Here is a 21,227-nt window from a genome sequence, read left to right as displayed (position 1 = left end):
TTTGTTTAGTTTTCAAAGAACAATCTTGTTACTCTCAATCCCTTTTGCTCAATTCCTCAAAAGCGACTTCCTTAATTTATCATATCTCAATTCTAGATGTCAACAACTTTTTAAAATTTTATTTGTCGTTGCATTTGACTCTCTCGAAGAGGACGAGAATTAATATAACACGATAAATAATTGATTGCAATATAATCTTAAAATTTTTTTTACAAAGATCTTTTCTTAAAAGGATTATTCACATTCCTTTATGTCTAAATAAAAGAATGTGAATAACTGGGATCATTAGGTTGTGCTTTTCATTTCACCTTTTAATTTCATTTTTCTCTCATCAATCACGAATAATAAAATTCCTCCAATTACTACAACCCCTCCTAAGATTTGTGTCCAGACGACATTTTCGCTTAGTAAGAAAAATGCAAGGATTGTCGCTCCAACTGGTTCAAACAAAATGGCCATTGAAATGGTCGAAGTGCTGAGCCATTTAATTGACCAATTAAACAATGTATGTCCGAGCAAATTAGGAAATAGAGCGAGTAATATAAAATAAGTCCAGTTACTTGAAGAATAAGGAAATAATGGTTCACCTGCAGCCAGGCAATAAATGAATAGCGTAATGGTACTCATAAAGTAGACGATAAATGTATAAGTAATAAGTGATACCCTTTTTCTAACATTTTGACCAAATAATAAATAGGCTGTTACCGGTATACAGGCAAGTAAAGCAATAACATCTCCATATAGCGCCGTTCCGCTGATTTGGAAATCACCCCAGCTAATAATTATACTCCCTGCAACAGCAATGATTCCGCTAAGGATAGCTTTAGTAGATAATTTCTCCTTAAAGAAAAAATAGGTTCCAACAAAAGCAAATAAGGGCTGTAGTGTTACAAGAACAGTGGAACTTGCAACCGAAGTGTAATTTAGTGATTCAAACCATAGGATAAAGTGAAAGGCTAGTAATATTCCGGCAATGGCCGAAAAAAGCCAGTCTTTTTTGGTTATAAGACGTAGTTCTGAAACATGCTTCGTTAAAAAAATGGGGAGCATGAATAAGACTGAAAAAAATAAGCGATAAAACGCAATTACTCCAGATGGTGCTGTACTGAGCTTGACAAAAATAGCTGAGGCTGAAACAGATAGTACACCGATTGCTAAGACGGCATAGGGATTTATTTTTGGTTCTTCCATAACATACTCCTTTATGTGTAGAATCTAAGTAAGGATTTAAATATTTTAAATTAATCCTATATTATTTACTATCAATTTATCAAAAGTTCTACTAATTGATTCTTAAATTGGACGTGAATGTAGATGTCAAATACGGATATAGATATATTAATAAAGCTGGGTATTTCGGCCGTTTTTGGGCTAATAATTGGACTTGAACGCGAATTAAAAAGAAAGCCAGTCGGACTTAAAACGAGTCTGGTGATTTCCGTTGTAAGTTGTCTGTTAACAATCGTTTCGATTCAATCCGCCTATATGTTTCCGAATTCAAATGATGTAAAAATTACAATGGACCCCCTTCGGCTTGCTGCCCAAATCGTTTCTGGGATTGGATTCTTAGGTGCTGGTGTGATACTAAGACGGGGCAATGATAGTATCTCTGGATTAACGACTGCCGCGATGATCTGGGGGGCTGCAGGAATTGGCATTGCCGTTGGGGCAGGCTTTTATTTAGAGGCATCTGTTGGTGTAGCCTTACTCATTATAAGTGTAGAATTAATCCCTTTCTTAATGAAGCTCTTTGGACCAAAGCAATTGCGGGAAAAAGAAGTTAGTTTGCAGCTATGTATTTGTGACCGTAATCAAATCGATCAGGCAATAGCTTTTTTAATAGAGAAAAAATATAATATTCGCAGACTTCGAATTAAGGATCTGGACAATGGCGATCATCTTGTACAAATATTAGTAGCAGTTGATTATAGAGAAAAAACGACGGATGTTTATGCTTCTGTTTCTGATTTAGATGGTGTTAAAAAAGTGGAAATTGAAAGTATTAGCTAAGGGCAGAAATTTTTTGCCCTTTTTTTAATTTCCTCTTGCATGAAAATTAAAATCCGGATATAATTCTTCTTGTACCAAATATACGGGGGCTTAGCTCAGCTGGGAGAGCGCTTGCATGGCATGCAAGAGGTCGTCGGTTCGATCCCGATAGTCTCCATATTCAGAAAACCTTTGAGTAGCAAGGGTTTTCTTTTTTTTATCCATATTTTTTATACTAAAATTTTCCTATTTTTCAAAAAATCCCTTGCGTATTTAAAAAAATGATTACTATAATTGAAAATGTAATAACGTTTGATAATTTCGAAAAAGGAGGGCAATTGTAACATTACATTCAGGTATTCCACTATTCATTCACCCTGTATTACTCCATCCTTACTTCAGCTAGTGACCTTCAGCATTGTCATTATTTCGTCCTCATGTTTTGAACCAAGGTATATATGAGAGAGGGGGAGCTTCTTTGGAGGCTAAAAAAATCAACGATATCTCCGAAAGCGATTACAGTTCAATTGCACAATCTTCTTCGTTTCAAACATTACTCTCGGAAAAGAAAAAATTTATCATTCCTATCACGATCTTCTTCTTTTGTTTTTACTTTGCTTTACCAATCTTAACTTCCTATTCAACCATCTTAAATCACAAATTTATCGGCAGTATTTCATGGGCTTGGGTCTTTGCCTTTCTTCAATTTGTGATGACCTGGGGACTTTGCATGCTTTATTCAAAAAAAGCGGCAAAATTTGATGAGCTGGCTGATAAAGTTGTCAAAGAACGGGGGAATAGCTGATGAATACTCCTGCTTTTATTATGTTCCTTGCGATTGTTTTAGTCACGTTAGTTATAACCTATTACGCATCAAAACGAACCAAAAATGCGAGTGAATTCTACACAGCTGGCGGGGGTCTGACAGGCTGGCAAAATGGACTGGCTATTGCTGGGGACTATATGTCTGCTGCATCGTTTCTTGGAATCGCAGGAGCAGTTGCATTGACAGGCTTTGACGGATTCTTTTATAGTATCGGGTTTCTTGTTGCCTACCTGGTCGTTCTATATTTAGTAGCAGAACCGCTTCGAAACCTCGGTAAATATACGTTTGCCGATATGATTGCCGCCCGATTTAATGCTAAGAAAATACGCGGTTTTGCAGCGATGAACACGATGGCTATTTCTATTTTTTATATGATCGCTCAGCTTGTTGGGGCAGGTGCACTCATTAAATTATTATTAGGATTGGAATATACAACATCTGTTTTAATTGTGGGAGTGTTAATGACTGTCTACGTCATTTTTGGCGGAATGCATGCCACGAGCTGGGTACAAATCATAAAAGCGATTCTTCTTATGGGAGGCACCTTCATTATTTCTCTTATTGTTTTGGCCAAGTTTAACTGGAGTATCACCGATATGTTTGCGCAAATGAAAACAGCTACACCGCTGAAGGAATCTTTCTTGAATCCCGGTGTTAAATATAAAATCGGCCTTGATACGATTTCATTAAACATGGGACTGGTCCTCGGGACAGCAGGTCTCCCTCATATTCTCGTTCGTTTCTTTACGGTAAAGGATGCTAAAACGGCCCGCTCTTCTGTTGTTTATGCTACATGGATCATTGGCATCTTTTACGTCATGACCATTTTCCTTGGCTTTGGTGCTGCGGCGTTTGTCGGCAATAGTGAAATTGTAGCAGCCAATCCGGCCGGAAATATGGCGGCACCCCTATTAGCAAAAGCCATTGGCGGCAATATGCTGTTTGCCTTTATCTCAGCCGTGGCATTTGCTACTATTCTGGCCGTAGTAGCAGGTCTTGTTTTAACAGCCGCATCGGCATTTGCCCATGATTTCTATAATGAAATTCTCCGTAAAGGAAAAGCAACTGAAAAGCAGCAGGTTAGCATGGCTCGCTGGGCCGCAATCGGAGTTTCAGTCGTATCAATTATTCTCGCTTTAGGTGCTCAAACTCTTAATGTAGCCTTCCTTGTTTCCCTAGCCTTTGCTGTTGCGGCAAGTGCCAACCTGCCAGTCATTATTTACACCATCTATTGGAAACGATTTAATACGACTGGTGCTGTATGGGCGATGGTGGTTGGGCTTATTTCCGCTATCGGTCTTGTTCTTATAAGTCCAAATGTTTTCAGTCCGGAGGTCGGAAAAGCCATTTTTGTAGGCAAACCATTATTCCCATATACAACACCTGGGATTGTCTCGATTCCACTTGGATTTTTAGCGGGTTATCTTGGAACCATCTTCTCCAGCCAAAAGGCTGATGTGAAAAAATATGAAGAAGTACTCGTAAAATCAAACACTGGTATTGGAATCGGCAGTTAAATAGGCAAACGGGACTGAAGTAATTTCAGTCCCGTTTGTTTATTATCTTTTCGTTTGCTTTTTTGTTCTTCCTATATTGTTGCTCTTTTTTCCGAAACTGGCAGATATAGTGGAGCTATTTGATTTTCCTTTTGAGCCCTGACGCTTGGAATTCGAATTCATTTTCGCCTTGCGTGAATCTGGAGTTTTATTCTTTTTTTCATTCCCCTTGGTATCCTTCCCTTTTTGAACAGCGGAACGATTGGGCTTCGCGCTCTTTTCCTTACTCGAATTCCCTAGGTTTTGTTTTTGAATGGTGATATTCAGTTCTTTTTCAATCAAATCCAAAGTAGGGCGGTCGGCTGATGAGTATAACGTAATCGCTAATCCCTTCATTCCTGCTCGGCCTGTCCTTCCTATACGGTGAATATAGCTTTCACTGTCCTGAGGAATATCATAATTAACCACATGGGTTACACCTTCGACATCAAGTCCTCTTGCAGCTACATCTGTTGCAATTAACAGTTGGACCTCAGCATCCCGAAACCGCTTCATTACCTGCTCCCGTTTTGCTTGAGACAAATCACCGTGCAATTCATCACAGGAAAAACCATGGCTCTTTAACACTTCATAAAGTTTACTTACTCTTCGTTTTGTCCGGCAAAAAATAACCGCTAAAAACGGCCGATGCGCTTCAATTAATTGAATAACTGTTGCCTGCTTGGCTCGATCAATGGTATGGATAGCTATTTGCTTAACATTATCAGCCGGTCCTTGTGTTTTTTCCACCTGGATATACTCAGGTGCCCGCATATGCTTATGGGCAAGTTTTCTTACTTCAGAGGGAATTGTCGCTGAGAATAGCATTGTCTGTCGGCTCGCAGGAGTTTCCCTAATGATGTCCTCTACTTCATTCAAAAATCCAATATGCAGCATTTGATCGGCTTCATCTAATACCAGAAAAGAAGTTTGGGATAAATCGACGGTTCCTCTTCGGATATGATCCAACAGTCTTCCAGGTGTTCCCACCACAATCTGCATACCCTTCTTCAATTTTTTCAATTGCTTCTCAACGTCCTGCCCACCATATATGGCCAACACATCAAGACCCTCAATACCTGCGATTAGTTTTTCTATTTCATCTGTTATTTGCAAGGCCAATTCCCGGGTAGGAGTGACGATTAAGGCTTGAACATTTACTGTACCGCTTTTTATTTTTTCTAATATTGGCAGAATAAAAGCAAACGTCTTTCCGGTACCTGTTTGTGCTTGAGCAATAATATCCTTACCATTCATAATAATGGGAATGGCTTGCTTTTGGACCGGTGTCGGAATGGCCACTCCGTAGGAATGTAATTTACTAGCTAATGCTGGTGATACACCAATTGATAAAAAATCGGACAATTCATACCCCTGCTTTCTATAAGAACATATCTATTAATATTGATTGTTTATAAGAGCAATTGCAAATATCTTTTAATCTTTTATGGAGAAACTGATTGTCATTCCATTATAAAGAAGGTATAATTCATTAAAACCAATTTAATCCATCGGAATAATAAACTTTCAATCGAAAAAGGGGTGTTTGTATGACTAAACATAGCTTTTTAATCCTTCACGGTTTAGGAGGGAGCGGACCTGATCATTGGCAGAGCTTGCTGGCGCATGAATTAACGCAAAGAAACTTTCACGTTTGCTATCCAACCTTTTCAAACTTTGATTCACCCAATTTACAGGTGTGGCTGGATGAATTAGATACCGCATTAAAAACGATTCCAAAAGATCATAGGCTTACCGTTATTACCCACAGCCTGGGATGCATACTATGGCTCCATTACACAGCAAATCAAAACAAGCGGATTGCCGACCAGGTTATCCTTGTGGCACCACCTTCACCAGCCATCGTACTTCCAGAAGCTGCATCCTTTTACCCAGTTCCTCTTAATAAAACACTTTTATCGACAGCTTCAGAAGAAACCTTATTTATCCATTCCTCCAATGATCCATATTGCAGCATGGAGGATGCAAAAAATTATTTAAACCTGGCACTTCCTTCGATTACGATACCTAATGCAGGTCACATCAATACACATTCGGGGCATGGGAAATGGCCATGGATGTTAGAGCAATGTCTTACGACTGAAAAAATTGTGTTAAATGTTTAAAATTAGGAGTGATGAACAAGCAAAAAGGAGAACCATTTTCCGTTCTCCTTTTACCATTTGATGCTCATTTCTCTTAATTTCTTTTTATCGATTTTTCCAACATGGGTTTTTGGGAGTTCCTGCAAAAAAATGAACCGCTTCGGAATTTTATAACGCCCTAATTTCGCCTCACAATAGGATTTTAATTCTTCGTCCGCTGCCGATTTTAAGTGCTTCAAAACAATAAAAGCAGCTACAATCTCTCCCCATTTTTCATCGGGCAAACCAGTCACGGCAACTTCGTCAATTGCAGGATGCTCTGAAAGCCAATGCTCGATTTCGAGAGGGTATACATTCTCCCCGCCGGTGATGATCATATCTTTTTTTCTTCCAACGATGTAATAGAAGCCCTGTTCGTCCTTGGTGGCTAAATCACCCGTGTAAACCCACCCATCCTTTATAGCTTCCTGGGTGGCTTGAGTATTATTCCAATAATGCGAAAAAGAATGTTTCCCTTTTAATAAAAGTTCTCCCACTTCATTTTGCCCAGCCTGCCCGCCATCCAGTTTTACAAGTCTAATAGAATTAAAAAGCATTGGTTTGCCAACTGACCCACGTTTTATCAGGGCATCTTCAGGTGTTATATAAAAATTATTAGGTCCTGCTTCTGTGAGCCCGTAACCTTCCTTAAAAGCATATCCCTTTCTCTTGAATGCCTCGTAAATTTGTAATGGACATGGCGCTGCACCCGAAAGAAAGATTTTCATCGAAGGGAAGCTGCTGTTCTGAAATTCCTGTGATTGAATTAGAGAATGGTACATGGTTGGCACTAAGAGAACAATCGTGCAACGATATCGATTTAATGATTCCACTGCTTTTTGTGCAGTAAATTGCTCACCTATTACCACGGTCCCTCCGGCCATAAGAATCGGAATACTTAGTGCATTTAAGCCCCCGGTATGGAACATTGGTAAATAGTTTATCGTAACCTCGTTATCTGATATACCCCAGCTTAAAATGGTGTTGATGGCATTCCAGAGGATGGATTGATGACTTAAAACAACACCTTTTGGTTTACCTGTAGTCCCTCCGGTATAAATCATCGCAAGAGGGTCAGTTTCAACAATATCATTTTTTAAAGAATTTTCAGTTGAAATTCCCTCACATGCTAGTTCACCAATAAAAAATGAATCTATGCTAAAGGACATTAATTGCTTGTAAATCCCCTGGAATTGCCTATGATACCCTATTAATTTGGGTGTACAATCTTCTAATATTTCCTTTATTTCTTGCAAGGATAACCGCCAGTTTATTGGCACAAAAATGGCACCAATTTTCCCGCAGGCAAATAATAAATCAAAATAGCTAATATGATTGGGCGATATTAGAGCAATCCGATCGCCCTTTTTAATGCCACGCGCCAGTAGCCAGTCAGCCGTAAATTTCGCACGATTATTCAATTCTTTAAAAGAGCATGCCTTGTCTGTCTTTTCATCTATTATTGCAGGCTTATTGGGCGATAATCTCGCCCTATTTTCCAGCCAATCCAGTTCCCACCTCACCGAATAATCGCTCCTTCACTACTAGATGGAACAATATTACCGATTACCAGTTACAGATGAGTTACAGACATTATTTTGAATGAACGGCACTATCTAAAAATTGTGTGATTGCCTTCAGCAATTGTGGCAAGTCATCTATCAACGGGGAATGGCCGCAATTTTTCAATTCAACAAACGTAGCCTTTCCACCAAGGTCTTCTAAGATTTCATCATTCATTTCCTTTGGGATGACTAAATCCCGGTCTCCGCGTAAAACAAGGACTGGAATATCAATTTTATCAACTTTCCCGTTGCCTTCCACAAGACCATTAGAATAGCGGCTAATATTGAATGTGTTTAGGGCATGATACACTTCAGCAAAATTTCGCTGGGTCCTCATATCTTGGACATACTCGTCATAATGTTTTTCGTCGGGTTGATTATGTGTGTAGATAACCGAATTCCAAATCAACTTTAAAAGGGCCGCATCATTGGTGTCATAAGCTGCCTGAATGGGAATGGTCCTTAAGATATCGTTCTTCACCTCATCGAATGTCTTTAATCGGCGCACTTCTTCCGCTTCACTAGTTTTGCCGTCATATGGATACCCTCGAGTTGATACGGATTCTAATAAAATTAATTTGTTACTAATCCCTGGGTAATCGGCAGCAAACTGCATTGCAACCCCGCCACCAGTAGACCAGCCCATCAGTGCAAAATCCTTTAAACCTAATTCATCGACAAAAAGCTTCACATCATCAGCGAAATCTTTGATGGACATAATCCGATTATGATAGCTTGAGTTTCCAAAACCTCTTAAATCCACAGCATAAACCTTATACTTTTCATCGATATTATCAATTACAAGATCCCAATGCCTAGAAGAGGTCATATTCCCGTGAATTAATAAAACCTTCACATCACCGCCAGCTCTCTCCCGATATGACAATGTTTCCCCATTTGGTAATAATACTTCCTTCATAGTCACATTAACCATTCGATTCACCCTTCCCCCATTTAATAGTCGTTGCACCCCACGCGTAACCGATTCCGGCACTGACAAACACGACGATATCGCCGTCCTTCACTTTACCTTCCCTTAAGGCAAGTTCCAGAGATAAGATCTGGTCAATTTGCCCGATATGGCCGTATTCTTCCAGATAAATGGACTGCTCTTTGGACAAACCTAATTCTCTTAAAACATATTCATGGGCAGACCTTTTCATGTGAAGCATGGCTATATAAGAAATATCCTCTACTAGAAATCCGCTTTTTTTAACCGATTCACGTATGACCTCTAAAAAATTACTCATCGATTTTTCCGCTAAACGCTGCTTCATTCCTTCCGGATTAAGGACATCCAGTTTGTTTAAACGGCAGGCGAGCGCCTCAGCCGTTATTGGATTTTTCGTTCCGCCAGCAACTACCACTACATCCTCTGAAAATGAACCGTCCGTAATCATCTGAGTCTCCAGCAATACATTTTCATTGTGTCCCTTTTTTAAAAGAATTGCTCCTCCGCCAGCTCCAAGATTATTCATAAATCTCGTTCTAGGATTCTCGTAATCTATAAAATCAACATTCCGGTAACCCCCTGCAAGGAGAACAGTTCGAATGTCAGGATCCGCAGCCATCATATTTTTTGCTACCTTTAACGCCATAACAGTCGTTGAACACCTTAAGGCCACATCGAAGGCCCAAGCGTTAAGGGCACCGACCACCTGCTGCAATTTAATCCCCGCCGTCCAAAGCGGATACTCCTTATGCTCCTCGCCTATATATATAACGAGGTCAATCTCCATTGGATCGATTCTCGCTTTAACAATTGCCTTCCTTGCTGCGATAATCCCCATTTCACAAGTATGATCTTCAGGGCCTGGAACATGTTTTTTCCTGATTCCCATTTTTTCTTCGACAATATGCAAAGGGATACCTGCTGACTCTGCTATTTCCTTTCCTGTCATCGTTTCCTCTGGCAAATAAATACCAGTACTAAGAATACCAATCTGCAACTTGATCACCGCCCTATGAATCTTCCGCCATGCTTTTCATAAACGTCATCGCATCTTCAATCGATTCAAATAATGTCTCTCGTTCCTCTTGAACATGTGTGACCTTTATTCTCCACTTTTTTTTGCCGTTCTCCTTCTCGATGGCTGCCAATTGAAAACGAACGACAAAGGAAGCAATATGTTTCGTGTCCATTGATTCCTCCTTCTATCCCGCTGCTTTTTGAGTGGCTTTTTTTACAGGATGCTCCCTTTTTCGTCTCCATGTTATGGAACTTAGTGTACCGACAATCCCTTTCGGAAAAAACATGACAACCAGGATATACAAAATGCCAAAGAAAATGATCCAACGCTCAAAAATCACATGCGTTTTGGCAAGCTCCGTTAACCAATCATGAGCAAATTCAATTAATCCGGCGCCGATAATGGCACCTATTAAGGTTCCGACACCGCCTATAATCGTCATCAATAAGGCATCTAAGGTGATATCCATCGAAAACACACTTGTATTAACAAATCGAAGAGATATGGCATATAAAATACCTGCTATCCCAGCTAAAATTCCTGAAACAACACTCGCGGCAATTCTATAATGCAAAACCTGGTACCCTAAGGATTCCGTTCTTTGTTCATTTTCCCTAATAGCCTGAAGTACCCGCCCTAACGGAGAATTAGTAAACCGTTTCAAAATTAAGTAGACAGCAACCATAACAACCAAACAAAGAATATAAAAATTGGTTCGATCAATAAACAACTCCGGTACCCGGAAGGTAAAGCCGTCATTACCAAACGTTAAGGAGCGCCATTTTTCCGCTAAAACTAGGAATAACCCTGATAAGGATAAAGTTAACATCGCGTAAAAATGACTCTTTAACCGCAATGTCAACAAGCCGACAATAAAGCTTACAACGGCAGTCAGAGCAATGGTTGTAAGCACAGCCCAAAGAAAATTTAACACCGTCGGTTCCAGCCGTTTCATAAATAACCCCATCGAATAGGCACCAATTCCAAAGAACATCGCATGCCCAAAAGAGACAATCCCTGTAAAACCTAGTAAAAGGTCATAACTCATGGCAAAAACGGAAAAAACAAAAATTTGCGTTAACAAAATCAAGAGATTTCTAGATTCATATACAAATGGCAAAAGGAGCAGAAAAGCGGCGATGACTAAAAATACCGCCGTCATTCTATTACCCTGAATAATCCTCATACACTTCACCCTTTCGCCCCAAATAGCCCCTGCGGCCGAATGATTAACACAACAGCCATTAAAAGCATATTCACAGCCAGTGATAAATCTGGGACATAATAAGCCATAAAGGAACCGGAGATCCCGACTAGGATTGCGGCCAGTACAGAACCCTTAAAATTGCCCATCCCGCCAATGACCACCACAATGAAAGCTAAAATGGCAAATTCCATTCCCATCCCAGCATGAATGACTCCTGAATAAGGACCCAGCAGAACGCCGCCAAGGGCAGCCATACCAGCCCCAATCATAAAAACAAACATAAATACTTTTTGAATGTTGATCCCAAGAGCCTGAACCATTTCTTTATTCATAACCCCCGCTCTGACGACCAGACCAATTTTTGTTTTTTTCAATAAGTATTGAACACCGGCAAAAATCAGCAAACCTACTAAAATAATAAAAACTCGGTACTTAATAATAATGACGCCGCCAAGCTCCCAGCTGCCTCTTAAATAGTCGGGTGGTGAGGCAGTCAGTTGATTAGGTCCCCAAATAACCTTCAACATTTCGGACAAAACAAGCATCAGACCAAGAGTGATTAATATCTGCTGGACATGATTTCCGTAAAACGGCTTAATAATCCATTTTTCTGTAATAATGCCTAGCAGGAATCCTGTTACAATCGCTCCAAGGATGCCAATTAAAAAGCTGCCTGTTTGTGAATATATCCAGAGGCCGCTGTAGGCTCCCCAGGCAAATAACCCGCCATGCGCAAAATTTAGGACATCCATCAAGCCGAAAATAAGAGTAAGACCGGCAGCGAGTAAAAAGATCAGCATGCCGGTTGCCAGTCCGTTTAATGTTAAATTCATGAACAAATTCACAAACTCTTTCCTCCTTTCTTAAGCAATCCCCAGGTACTTCCGTTTCATGTTTTCATCTTCTTTTAATTGCTTCATTGTTCCCTGGCTGACGGTTTGTCCGTCATCAATAATGTAAAAGCAATCACCAATCGTGCTCGCCATCATGAAGTTTTGTTCGACTAAAACGATTGTCGTTTGATTTTTCATTTGTAAAATAGATTCCACTACTTTTTCCACCATAATAGGAGCCAATCCCTTGCTCGGCTCATCAATTAATAATAGCTCGTTGTCATTCACATAAGCTCTGGCAATAGAGAGCATTTGTTTTTGCCCTCCACTTAAAAGACCGCCGGGTTTTTTCCAAAACTTTTTCAAATCAGGAAACAAATCTAAGATCCAATTCATTCGCTCAGCCGTTTCCTCATTATCCTTTTGAATGGCCACCCTTATGTTTTCTTCTACCGTTAATCCGGCAAATATCCCTTGATCTTCCGGAACATAGCCGATACCCTTTTGAGCGATAGTGTAGGTTGGAAGTGATTGAATCTCCTCTCCCTTAAAAAGAACACTGCCTTTGGAAGCAGGATTCAATCCCATAATTGTCCGTAAAGTCGTTGTTTTTCCTGCCCCATTTCTTCCAAGAAGAACGGTAACTTCTCCTTTTTTCACCTCTAAAGAAACACCTTGAAGAATGTGATATTGTCCAATAAAGGTTTCGACTCCGTTAAGCCTTAACAGTTGGCTCATCAAAATGCCCTCCTAAATAAGCAGATTGAACTGTTTCGTTTTTCATAATTTCTTCGGGAGTGCCATCCGCTAATAGTCTTCCGTTAAATAACACCATGACTGAATCCGATAAATCTAAAATCATATCCATTTTGTGCTCGATAAGAATAATCGTCCGGTTTCCTTCGTTCTTTATTCTTTTTATGACCTCTAAAATTGCAGGCACTTCCTCTAAAGACATTCCCGCTGTCGGCTCATCCAATAAGAGAACCTCTGTTTCTAACGCGAGCAGCATGGCAATCTCAAGCTTGCGTTTTTCGCCATGGGCAAGATTGGCAGCTAATGAATCTTTCTTTTCTTCTAACAGCACCAGCCGGAGCCACTCTAATGCTTTTTCTTCAAAGGCACGATATTTTTTATAATGAAACATCATTTGATAACGGACTCCAGCTTGTGATTGGACGGCTAACCGGACATTTTCTATCACGGTTAAATTAGGAAAAACGTTCGTGATTTGAAAGGAGCGTCCAATGCCTTCCCGCGTTCGCTTTGTAGATGAGAGCTTCGTGATATCCTTGCCGCGGAAATAGATTTTTCCTTTTGTGGGGGTTAATTGTCCGCTTAATAGGTTGAAGAAAGTTGTTTTCCCGGCCCCATTAGGCCCAATAATCGACTTAAAATGTTTTTCAGGCACAGAAATGCTGACAGAATCCACAGCAGTATGTCCGCCAAAGGAAATGGATACATCATTGGTTTCAATCAATGTTGCCACTAGAATCACCACCTTGTGATAGAAATAAGGAAGAGGGTGACCAAGTAAGTCTGGACCAGCCCTCCGTAATGTTTCCTATTGCATGCTGCCTTTATTTATTACGAATTGGAGGTGCTGTCTCTTCTGGGGTTAGTTCTCTTACTAATACTGGTACAGGGTATGAAACGTCATCCTTCTTTTCCAGCTTAATCGCATACAGCGTTTGTAAGGCCTGATGATCTTCCTTACGGTAAGTCATTTTTCCTTTTGGCGTTTCAAAACTCATGCCTTCCATGGTTTCAATAAGCTTATCAGCATCTGTGTCACCTTTTGTTTTCTTTACCGCTTCAACAATAGAAATGGCTGCACTCATTCCGCCTGGTGTAAACAAATCCGGAACCTCGCCATTAAATCTCTTCTTATGTTCCGACACTAGCCAGTCATTGATTTTATTTTTCGGAAGGTCATGATAATAAACGGTGAAGCCTTCCATTCCGATTAGCGGCTCCATTGTCGATAATGCCGCAATATCTGGTGCCCCTGTTGAAATCTTAATTCCTTTTTCCTGAACCTTCATATCGGCAATTTGCTTCCAAGGTGAATTAGCGCCTGCCCAAACGACAAATAAATAATCAGGTTTTGCATTAATGATTTTTTGAATATTTGAAGTAAAATCTGTGGCAGCAGGATCGGCGTATTCTTCCTTTACAATCTCGGCCCCCAGCTTTTTAGCCGCTTCCTTAAAGGCAGCGACCCCATCACGGCCAAAAGCATAATCAGGAGCCAGTGTCGCAATTTTCACGCCCTTTTTAGCGATTGCCGCCGCTCCCGCTACTGCATCCTGAGAAGAATTACGGGCAGAGTGGAAAATATACTTATTAAACTCTGAACCTGTAATACTATCAGCTGCTGCTGGCTCTACTACCATAACTTTTTGATATTCTTCCGCAAGCGGCAGGACAGCCAATGTATCAGCTGAGCTGGATGATCCAACTAGAAAATCTACTTTATCTTCTTCTAAAAGCTTGGTTGCTTTTTGGACGGCAACCTCCGGCTTTGTCTCAGTGTCTTCGACGATAAACTCAATTTTCCGGCCATCCACTTCCCTTTTTCCGTCGGTTGCATAATCAAGGCCAAGTTCAAAGCCTCTCAACGTTTGCTTTCCATAAGCTTCTAAGGCACCCGTTTTGGAAGCAAGAACTCCGATTTTAATTGGGGCCTGCTCCTCCTTCTTGCCGCCCGAATCCTTTGATTCTGTTGACGATTTGTCTGCGCTGCATGCAGTGGCAAAAATTATCATAAACATAAGTACCCCTAATAATGCCCATTTTCCGCGCTTAGCCTTCACGTCTTTTCCCCCTATAAATGTTTTTTCTTGTATTACCTCCTGAATGAATAGTAAGAAAAGATAGTTACATATTAGTTACAAATAAAAAACAGCCCTACATTTAAGGCTGTTTGATGGGATTGTTGTGTTTATCTGCTTCAATAATCATTTCATACATGTGTTTGGTTGGCTCAAGCGGCGTAACACCCAACTCCTCCTCTAAAACCTCCATACATTTCCGGAACCATTTCATCGCCTGGGGACGATTGTTTTTCCGGTAGTAGCAATACATGAGAAGCCGATACGCTTCTTCCCATGTTCGATCCCGCTCTAATATTTTTTCACACCAGTAAATAGCAGCATCATAATGTTCACACCTGACCATTAGCTGCGCCATTTTCTCGGCCCCTCGTAAAAAATAGACGAGCATGCTTTCTCTTTTACTTATACACCAATCTTCATACCGGCGGTCTGGCAAATAGTCTCCTTGATAAAAGGATAAACCCTTTTCTAAACAATTTGTGGCTTTTTCCTGATCCGAGTCATTCAGCCCTTTTTGTATCCAGTCTAGGAAGGGAACAGTATCTAATTCGATTACTGCAAGTGGATTTAGTCGATAAAATGCCCCTTCACGGATGATAAAAAAGGGGGCAGCCCGCGCTTTCCTTAATGGTTCCAGGACACTATGAAGGCTATTCAGTGCAACCTTAAAATCACGGTCTGCACTTTTTTTATCTTGATTAGGCCAGAGAGTCGCGAGAATTTCCTCTTTTGCGATGGAGTCATTATTCGTTATAAATAACTGAAATAATTCCTTTGCTTTTTCTCGTTGCCAATCCTTTTCCCCTACTTCTTTTTCCCCAAGCCATAATTTAAATTGGCCAAGAGTTTGAATCCTGATGGAATAACCGGGATGGGAGTCCAAAGCCGAAACTCCCATATCTTGAAGAATTTTGGCAGCATAGGTGTTTTGAATGTCTTCCTTCAAACATTCTATTAATAGGGGCACAAACACTTGTAAATCTCTTGGACCAAACAATGAAACCCGATGAAAAAAGAATTCATAATCATGATATTGCACAAGGCGAAGAAAAACGATTATGGTTTCTTGAAAGAAATCATATTTCTTCTCTAAATAAAATACATAGGATAACCAAAATTTGCTGAGCATTTGGCCATAAATATCTTCACATTGAAGGAACAAGGAATCAGTTTTTTCAAAAAAGAATCGGGCCTTCGAAAATCGTTCATTATAGATGCAAGTAATTCCCATACAAAGAGTGATTAAAGCGGAAAGCCAAACATCCTGAACTTTATCTGTCTCTTGAAGCGCTTTTTTCCCAGCCTCCAACGCGCGTTCAAATTCACCTCTTACTCCATAAAGAATACAAAGGCCCATTAATGGTTCTGCTTTTCCTCTATGAACCTGGAGCTTTCCCATAATTTCCAGTGCCGTTTGATAACAGGTTTCGGCTAATTGTGAATCATATTTATTTAATATTTGAACAGCATGGCCCATCCGAATCCAGCCGCAAGCCTCCACAAACGGAGCTTTTAAACTAATTCCCTGCTGTATTCCCGCTTGTGCCAGCTCTTTTGCTTTATTTCCTTCTCCTGTAAATGCCTCAACTAGAGAGAGCAACAAATCGGTTTCACGGTGGGCTTGCGGCAAAGATGAAAGCTTTGTACCCTTCAGCTCATCCTTCTTCAAGTATAGGAATTTCTTTGCCGACTCAAAGCGGCCGGTCCTTAAATAATGCCGTCCTTCCAAATTCCCGTCAAAGTCAAAGATATTTGAATCCTTTGCTTTTTGCAGCCATTTCTCCGCTTCCCGAGCTTTCCCAGAGTTCAACAGATTTTCTGATAATAATTCATACAGTTTGCCGCTTTCTTCTAATGGACTATTACTTTTCTCTCGGAAGGAAATTGCTTCATATAAAAATCTTTCCGCCTGCTGCGGCTGGATCGTGTCCAAGTAAATTTGGGCTTTTCCCTCCAGCGCTTTACTCATTCCCAGATAATCCCGTCTCTTGTTTGCACCCTCATAAGCCTTCTGATAACAATCTTCTGCCTCTTGATAATGGGAACGATAACGGCATACCTCGGCTTTTAGAAACCACAGCAGATAGTACGTTTCCATTTCGGTCTCAGGAATCAGCGTTAGCTGATCTGATAAACTCTCTAATTTGCCGCTTTCAAGCATGCTAAACCCATTTTCTTGTAAGATGGAGGCGATTGCATTAAACTGATTGATTTTTTGATAATGATAAAGGGCCTTTTCCCATAATTCTCTTTTTTCAAAAAATCGGGCACATCTTTCATGGAGATTCGTAAAATGGACGGGATTATTTTTTTGAAAAATATCCTCTAAAAAATCTTTAAATAATGCGTGATATCGATAATGGCTTAATCCAACCTTCTGAATGAATAAATTTCTCTCCTTCAGCTGTTCCAACAAGGACGAGGCGGCTTGAATCCCAATGACTTCATCACATAAATCTTTTTCAATTTCTTCAAAAATAGAAGTCTGTTCCAGGAATTGCTGTATCATTGGGGGCTGTTTCGAGAATACTTCCATCACTAAATACTGAAAAAAATCGTGGAGTGAATCTGAGGAGTGATTAAATAGATCAGAGATATCCTCCTTTAGAGGGATTTGTTGTGCAATCATACAAAGGGCAATGATCCATCCTTCGGTCATTTCATAGATCGTTTGTAAATGGCTATCCTCTAGTTCTAAACCATACAAATCTGTTAGCAATAATTCCATTTCCTCAATAGTAAGGACCAAATCTTCACGAGAAATTTCTAATAATTGCCCACAAATCTTCATTTTACTGAGCTGTTTCCAAGCTGGCCGGCTGCGGCTCGAAATAACAATATGTAAATTTTCTGGAAGATGCTCCAGTAATTTTTCCATCCAGCTGCTGATCGTATAGGATTGTTCTATTTGATGAAAATCATCCAATATTAAGGTTATTTCTGTTCCTGCCTCAAGAATTTCATTAACAAATAAAGAACAGAGTAAGCCCAATTCTTCATGGCGAATATATCGTTCCATTGTTTCCATATAGGTTATTAATTCTTTTCCAAAATGGGGGATTTCTTGTTGAATAGAGTGGATAATATGCGAAAGAAATGGAAGGATATCATCATCCATTGATGAAATAGAATACCAGCAGCCAGAGATTTTTTCGTCTCTCATAAATAAGGCGAGAGCCGTACTTTTACCAAATCCGGCTCCAGAATGAATAATCGTTAATGGATATTCGGGAATCTTTTTCATTTTCTGGGTCAGCTTTGCCCTTCTAATATAGTCATCTTTGACGACTGGAATGCGCAGTTTTGTATGTATGATTGGAAGCTTCAATTTTATATGGCCTCCCTTCTATAATTTTCTTAATTTTTACACTATTTTACCACAATATCCCTCATTTAGGCGGTGATTTTTTTTATGTAATAAATCTCTTTCTCCCTGAAAAAACTAAGCTATCATAATTTTTTAAGGAGAGGATTGTTATGTCTGAAAAATGTTTTTATTGCACAGAGGAAATTGAGGAAAAAAAGCTCCATCATGTTTCGTTTTTTTCGGAGAATACGGAACGAGATGAAGCGCTTTGTGATGAATGCTATCAAGAATGGCTGCACGGGTTAAAAGGCTAGTCTCCTTTTAACCGGATATCAAAAAAGTATTTGCTCACCCCTGTTATAAGGATGAGCAAATACTTAATGGGAGTGTTGCGTCATTGTCTATCAAGAAGAAACTTCCACTTATTTTTTGTCTTTTAGTTTTTTTAATATTGTTAACAAATAATGTATTCCACTTTTTCCGCTCCAAAAATCAACTGCTTAAATATAACGAGCGGGAAATTTCGATGATTACAAAGGAAGTTTCCTTTCAGGTAAAAAATACAAAAAGAGGTTCTTTATATGTAGAAGACATTCTCGGAAGAGACCTACGTATGGCCTCATTGGCTATAAAAGCTAAACTGCCGCCTAGATATCAAGATATTACAAATGACCAGCTTTCGAAATTGGCTAAGGATGTTGGTGTATCCCATATTACTTTGTTAGCTAAAACACCCTATGATATTATCGGGGTCCGTTCTTCGGACCCTGAAGAAATCAATATGTCCACTAAGCAATGGGGCTACTGGTATGACGCATTCCAACAGCTTCTTTCGTTAGCCCCTGTAAAGGTTGAGAAAGGAATTACCTTACCGCATTATTGGTCAGGTCCGATTGAAATTGCTGATTCCAATCCAGAGCATATTGATAAATGGGGCTATTATTATGATGGGACGACGAATTATATAATTAATCCATTTTTTCGCGACAATGAAGTATTAGAATACGAGAACCGATTTGGCCCCCAAAGTATTATTAAAGATTTCACAAGAGAACAGGGGATATTAGAGCTAATAGTTCTTAATCCAAAACATTTTGGAAAAAAGAAAGAAGTTGTTCATTCAAACGGACAGAGCTATACCCGTATTTCCGCCGAACCCTATTGGTATGGGCACTACAAGTATCCGAATATCAAAACAGATTCGGATTATATCAAAAAAGCAATCAAAACAAATGATGTTCAATCCTACAAGGCTCATATTAATGGCAAAAACATCATGAAAACGTTTTCACCTGCATTTAATGGAGATCCATTTGTCATCGAGCTCGTGTATGATTATGGGCTCATTCAAAAGGAACTCGCCCACGAGCTACAAGTACATATTCTTCTTTCCATTGCCATTATGATCATCGTATTAATTATTAGTTTTATTTTTTCACGTTCAATCACACAGCCAATTGGCTATATTGTTGAGCAGGTGAATGAAATTGCACAAGGAAATTTTGGCAAGCACCTGCACTTAAATCGGAAAGATGAATTAGGCCTTCTCACAGAAAATGTCAATGCTTTATCAAACCATTTGCGCAGCTATGTAGATGACTTAAAACGAAGTAAGGAACTTATCGAATTTCAGGCCTATCATGACCCATTAACTGGCTTGCTCAACCGGAGATATTTTCAAGAAAAAATTAAACATATTATTGACCCAAATGATAAAAGGAGAACTTTATCTGTTTTGTTTATCGATATGGATCGGTTCAAACAAGTAAATGATTCATTTGGTCATAATAAAGGTGATGAATTACTGAAAATTGTCGCTGAACGAATTAAGCAATGCTTGCCTGATGAAGGCAGGAACATCATTACTCGTCAAGGCGGCGACGAATTTATAATTTTATTAGTTAATTATGATTTGCAAGAAACAAAAGCAGCAGCCGAAGGAGTTATTTCGAGTTTAAAAAAACCATATTCTATAGATGGCAATGAGATCTACCTGGGTGCCAGCTGCGGAATTAGTTTATACCCGGAACAAACCGAAAACTTTGACACCCTTGTTATTTATGCAGACTTGGCTATGTATTCCGCTAAAAAAATGGGAGGCAACCGCTTAACGGTTTACTCTGAGCAATTAATGAACTCCAATATTGGAAGGCCGCGTCTTGAAGCCCGCTTAAGAAAAGCGATTGAAAATGAAAAAATTGAAGTTTATTATCAACCAAAGATAAATGCTGAATCTGATACGCTTTTTGGTGCAGAGGCACTACTCCGTTGGACGGATGAAGAATTAGGATTCGTGTCTCCCGAATTATTTATCCCGATTGCCGAAGAAACCGGGCTAATCCAGCCCTTATGGGAATTAGTGATGAAAATGGCCTGCGGGCAAATGAGTCATTGGAACAAAAATCGTTCCATCCCTTTATCGATATCGGTAAATTTTTCGGGCCGACAGTTTCAGGAACCATCCAACATGGTTAAGCAAGTGAAAGAAATATTGAATGAAACGAAATTAGGCCCGGAAAATTTTGAGATTGAGATTACGGAAAGTATTCTCCTCAATAATTCTTCGGACATTGTTGAATCGCTCCACTCCCTTCAGGATACTGGAATATCTATTTCGATCGATGATTTTGGAACAGGGTATTCTTCATTAAATTACTTGAGGAATTTACCGATCAATACTTTGAAAATTGATAAATCCTTCATACAGGATATCAAGGAGGATTGGGGGAATTCAGAAATAGCTGAAGCGGTCATCAACCTTGCCCGCAGTCTTCATTTAAATGTCATCGCAGAAGGGGTTGAACAAGAGTATCAAAAGGAATTTTTACTATCGAAGGATTGTGTGCAAATGCAAGGCTATTTATTTAGTAAACCGTTGAGAAAAGAGGAATTTGATCAATTTCTTAATAGTAAAGAAAAAGGGCTGCGCTTCAAAATTATTAAAGAAAATGAATGAAAAATAAAGGGCTATCTTAAAGTTTTTCGACTGCCATAAGTCTGTTGATTTGCGCTCC

General features: G+C 39.6%; 18 protein-coding genes and 1 tRNA gene. 7 read left to right on the top strand and 12 right to left on the bottom strand.

All coding sequences use genetic code 11. The annotated features are described in order from the left end of the window. Positions 1-285: 285 nt before the first annotated feature. Positions 286-1,191, bottom strand: a complete 906-nt coding sequence (locus tag V7161_RS01505) for a DMT family transporter (protein WP_335441959.1) — start codon at positions 1,189-1,191, stop codon at positions 286-288. Between the two features lie 123 nt (positions 1,192-1,314). On the opposite strand from V7161_RS01505, the gene V7161_RS01500 reads away from it, so the two are divergent. The 4 genes from V7161_RS01500 to V7161_RS01485 all read left to right on the top strand — a co-directional run bounded on the left by V7161_RS01500 (position 1,315) and on the right by V7161_RS01485 (position 4,332). Next, a complete protein-coding gene (locus V7161_RS01500; protein WP_335441958.1) occupies positions 1,315-2,010 on the top strand; it encodes an MgtC/SapB family protein in 696 nt (231 codons plus the stop codon). Positions 2,011-2,094: 84 nt separating this feature from the next. Then, positions 2,095-2,167 (top strand) — tRNA-Ala (locus V7161_RS01495). Between the two features lie 300 nt (positions 2,168-2,467). Further along, a complete protein-coding gene (locus tag V7161_RS01490; protein ID WP_335441957.1) occupies positions 2,468-2,794 on the top strand; it encodes a DUF485 domain-containing protein in 327 nt (108 codons plus the stop codon). Continuing rightward, the gene (locus tag V7161_RS01485) at positions 2,794-4,332 is read left to right on the top strand and encodes a solute symporter family protein (RefSeq protein ID WP_335441956.1); all 1,539 of its coding nucleotides are present in this window, start codon (positions 2,794-2,796) and stop codon (positions 4,330-4,332) included. The genes V7161_RS01490 and V7161_RS01485 overlap by 1 nt, the downstream gene beginning before the upstream one ends. A gap of 42 nt (positions 4,333-4,374) precedes the next feature. Here V7161_RS01485 and V7161_RS01480 read toward each other — a convergent pair whose 3' ends face one another. Continuing rightward, positions 4,375-5,715, bottom strand: coding sequence for a DEAD/DEAH box helicase (locus V7161_RS01480; RefSeq protein ID WP_335441955.1), 1,341 nt, complete (start codon positions 5,713-5,715; stop codon positions 4,375-4,377). Between the two features lie 185 nt (positions 5,716-5,900). On the opposite strand from V7161_RS01480, the gene V7161_RS01475 reads away from it, so the two are divergent. After that, positions 5,901-6,476 carry an RBBP9/YdeN family alpha/beta hydrolase gene (locus V7161_RS01475; RefSeq protein ID WP_335441954.1) on the top strand — a complete coding sequence of 192 codons (576 nt, stop codon included), beginning with the start codon at positions 5,901-5,903 and terminating at the stop codon, positions 6,474-6,476. A gap of 50 nt (positions 6,477-6,526) precedes the next feature. On the opposite strand, the gene V7161_RS01470 is transcribed toward V7161_RS01475, so the two are convergent. From V7161_RS01470 to V7161_RS01425, 10 genes are all read right to left on the bottom strand, one after another. Next, positions 6,527-8,017, bottom strand: a complete 1,491-nt coding sequence (locus tag V7161_RS01470) for an acyl-CoA synthetase (RefSeq protein ID WP_335441953.1) — start codon at positions 8,015-8,017, stop codon at positions 6,527-6,529. A 70-nt stretch (positions 8,018-8,087) separates the two neighbouring features. Continuing rightward, a complete protein-coding gene (gene phaZ, locus V7161_RS01465) occupies positions 8,088-8,993 on the bottom strand; it encodes an intracellular short-chain-length polyhydroxyalkanoate depolymerase (RefSeq protein ID WP_335441952.1) in 906 nt (301 codons plus the stop codon). Then, positions 8,986-9,960: a 3-oxoacyl-ACP synthase gene (locus tag V7161_RS01460; RefSeq protein ID WP_420491548.1), complete on the bottom strand. Its 975-nt coding sequence runs from the start codon at positions 9,958-9,960 to the stop codon at positions 8,986-8,988. Before V7161_RS01460 ends, phaZ begins: the two co-directional genes overlap by 8 nt. Positions 9,961-10,021: 61 nt before the next feature. Next, complete coding sequence (locus V7161_RS01455; protein WP_335441950.1) at positions 10,022-10,201, bottom strand: hypothetical protein; 180 nt, start codon at positions 10,199-10,201, stop codon at positions 10,022-10,024. 12 nt (positions 10,202-10,213) lie between these two features. After that, positions 10,214-11,215: a branched-chain amino acid ABC transporter permease gene (locus V7161_RS01450; protein WP_335441949.1), complete on the bottom strand. Its 1,002-nt coding sequence runs from the start codon at positions 11,213-11,215 to the stop codon at positions 10,214-10,216. A gap of 5 nt (positions 11,216-11,220) precedes the next feature. Next, on the bottom strand, positions 11,221-12,081 hold the full coding sequence (locus V7161_RS01445) for a branched-chain amino acid ABC transporter permease (RefSeq protein WP_335441948.1): 861 nt from the start codon (positions 12,079-12,081) through the stop codon (positions 11,221-11,223). A gap of 18 nt (positions 12,082-12,099) precedes the next feature. Further along, positions 12,100-12,807, bottom strand: a complete 708-nt coding sequence (locus V7161_RS01440) for an ABC transporter ATP-binding protein (RefSeq protein WP_335441947.1) — start codon at positions 12,805-12,807, stop codon at positions 12,100-12,102. Then, complete coding sequence (locus V7161_RS01435) at positions 12,785-13,558, bottom strand: ABC transporter ATP-binding protein (RefSeq protein ID WP_335441946.1); 774 nt, start codon at positions 13,556-13,558, stop codon at positions 12,785-12,787. The genes V7161_RS01440 and V7161_RS01435 overlap by 23 nt, the downstream gene beginning before the upstream one ends. Before the next feature lie 91 nt (positions 13,559-13,649). Beyond that, positions 13,650-14,843, bottom strand: coding sequence for a substrate-binding domain-containing protein (locus V7161_RS01430; RefSeq protein ID WP_335441965.1), 1,194 nt, complete (start codon positions 14,841-14,843; stop codon positions 13,650-13,652). A 142-nt stretch (positions 14,844-14,985) separates the two neighbouring features. Then, complete coding sequence (locus V7161_RS01425) at positions 14,986-18,234, bottom strand: BTAD domain-containing putative transcriptional regulator (RefSeq protein ID WP_335441945.1); 3,249 nt, start codon at positions 18,232-18,234, stop codon at positions 14,986-14,988. A gap of 149 nt (positions 18,235-18,383) precedes the next feature. On the opposite strand from V7161_RS01425, the gene V7161_RS01420 reads away from it, so the two are divergent. Both V7161_RS01420 and V7161_RS01415 read left to right on the top strand, forming a co-directional pair. Beyond that, complete coding sequence (locus tag V7161_RS01420; RefSeq protein ID WP_335441944.1) at positions 18,384-18,527, top strand: hypothetical protein; 144 nt, start codon at positions 18,384-18,386, stop codon at positions 18,525-18,527. Positions 18,528-18,739: 212 nt separating this feature from the next. Continuing rightward, entirely contained in the window at positions 18,740-21,169 is a 2,430-nt protein-coding gene (locus V7161_RS01415) for an EAL domain-containing protein (protein WP_335441943.1), read from the top strand. Positions 21,170-21,227 lie beyond the last annotated feature (58 nt).

This window comes from Neobacillus drentensis (assembly GCF_036965425.1).
In the GTDB taxonomy this organism is placed as follows: Bacteria; Bacillota; Bacilli; order Bacillales; family Cytobacillaceae; genus Neobacillus; species Neobacillus drentensis_F.
The sequence above is the reverse complement of the archived record's forward strand: the minus strand, read 5'-3'. Positions and strand labels throughout refer to the sequence as shown.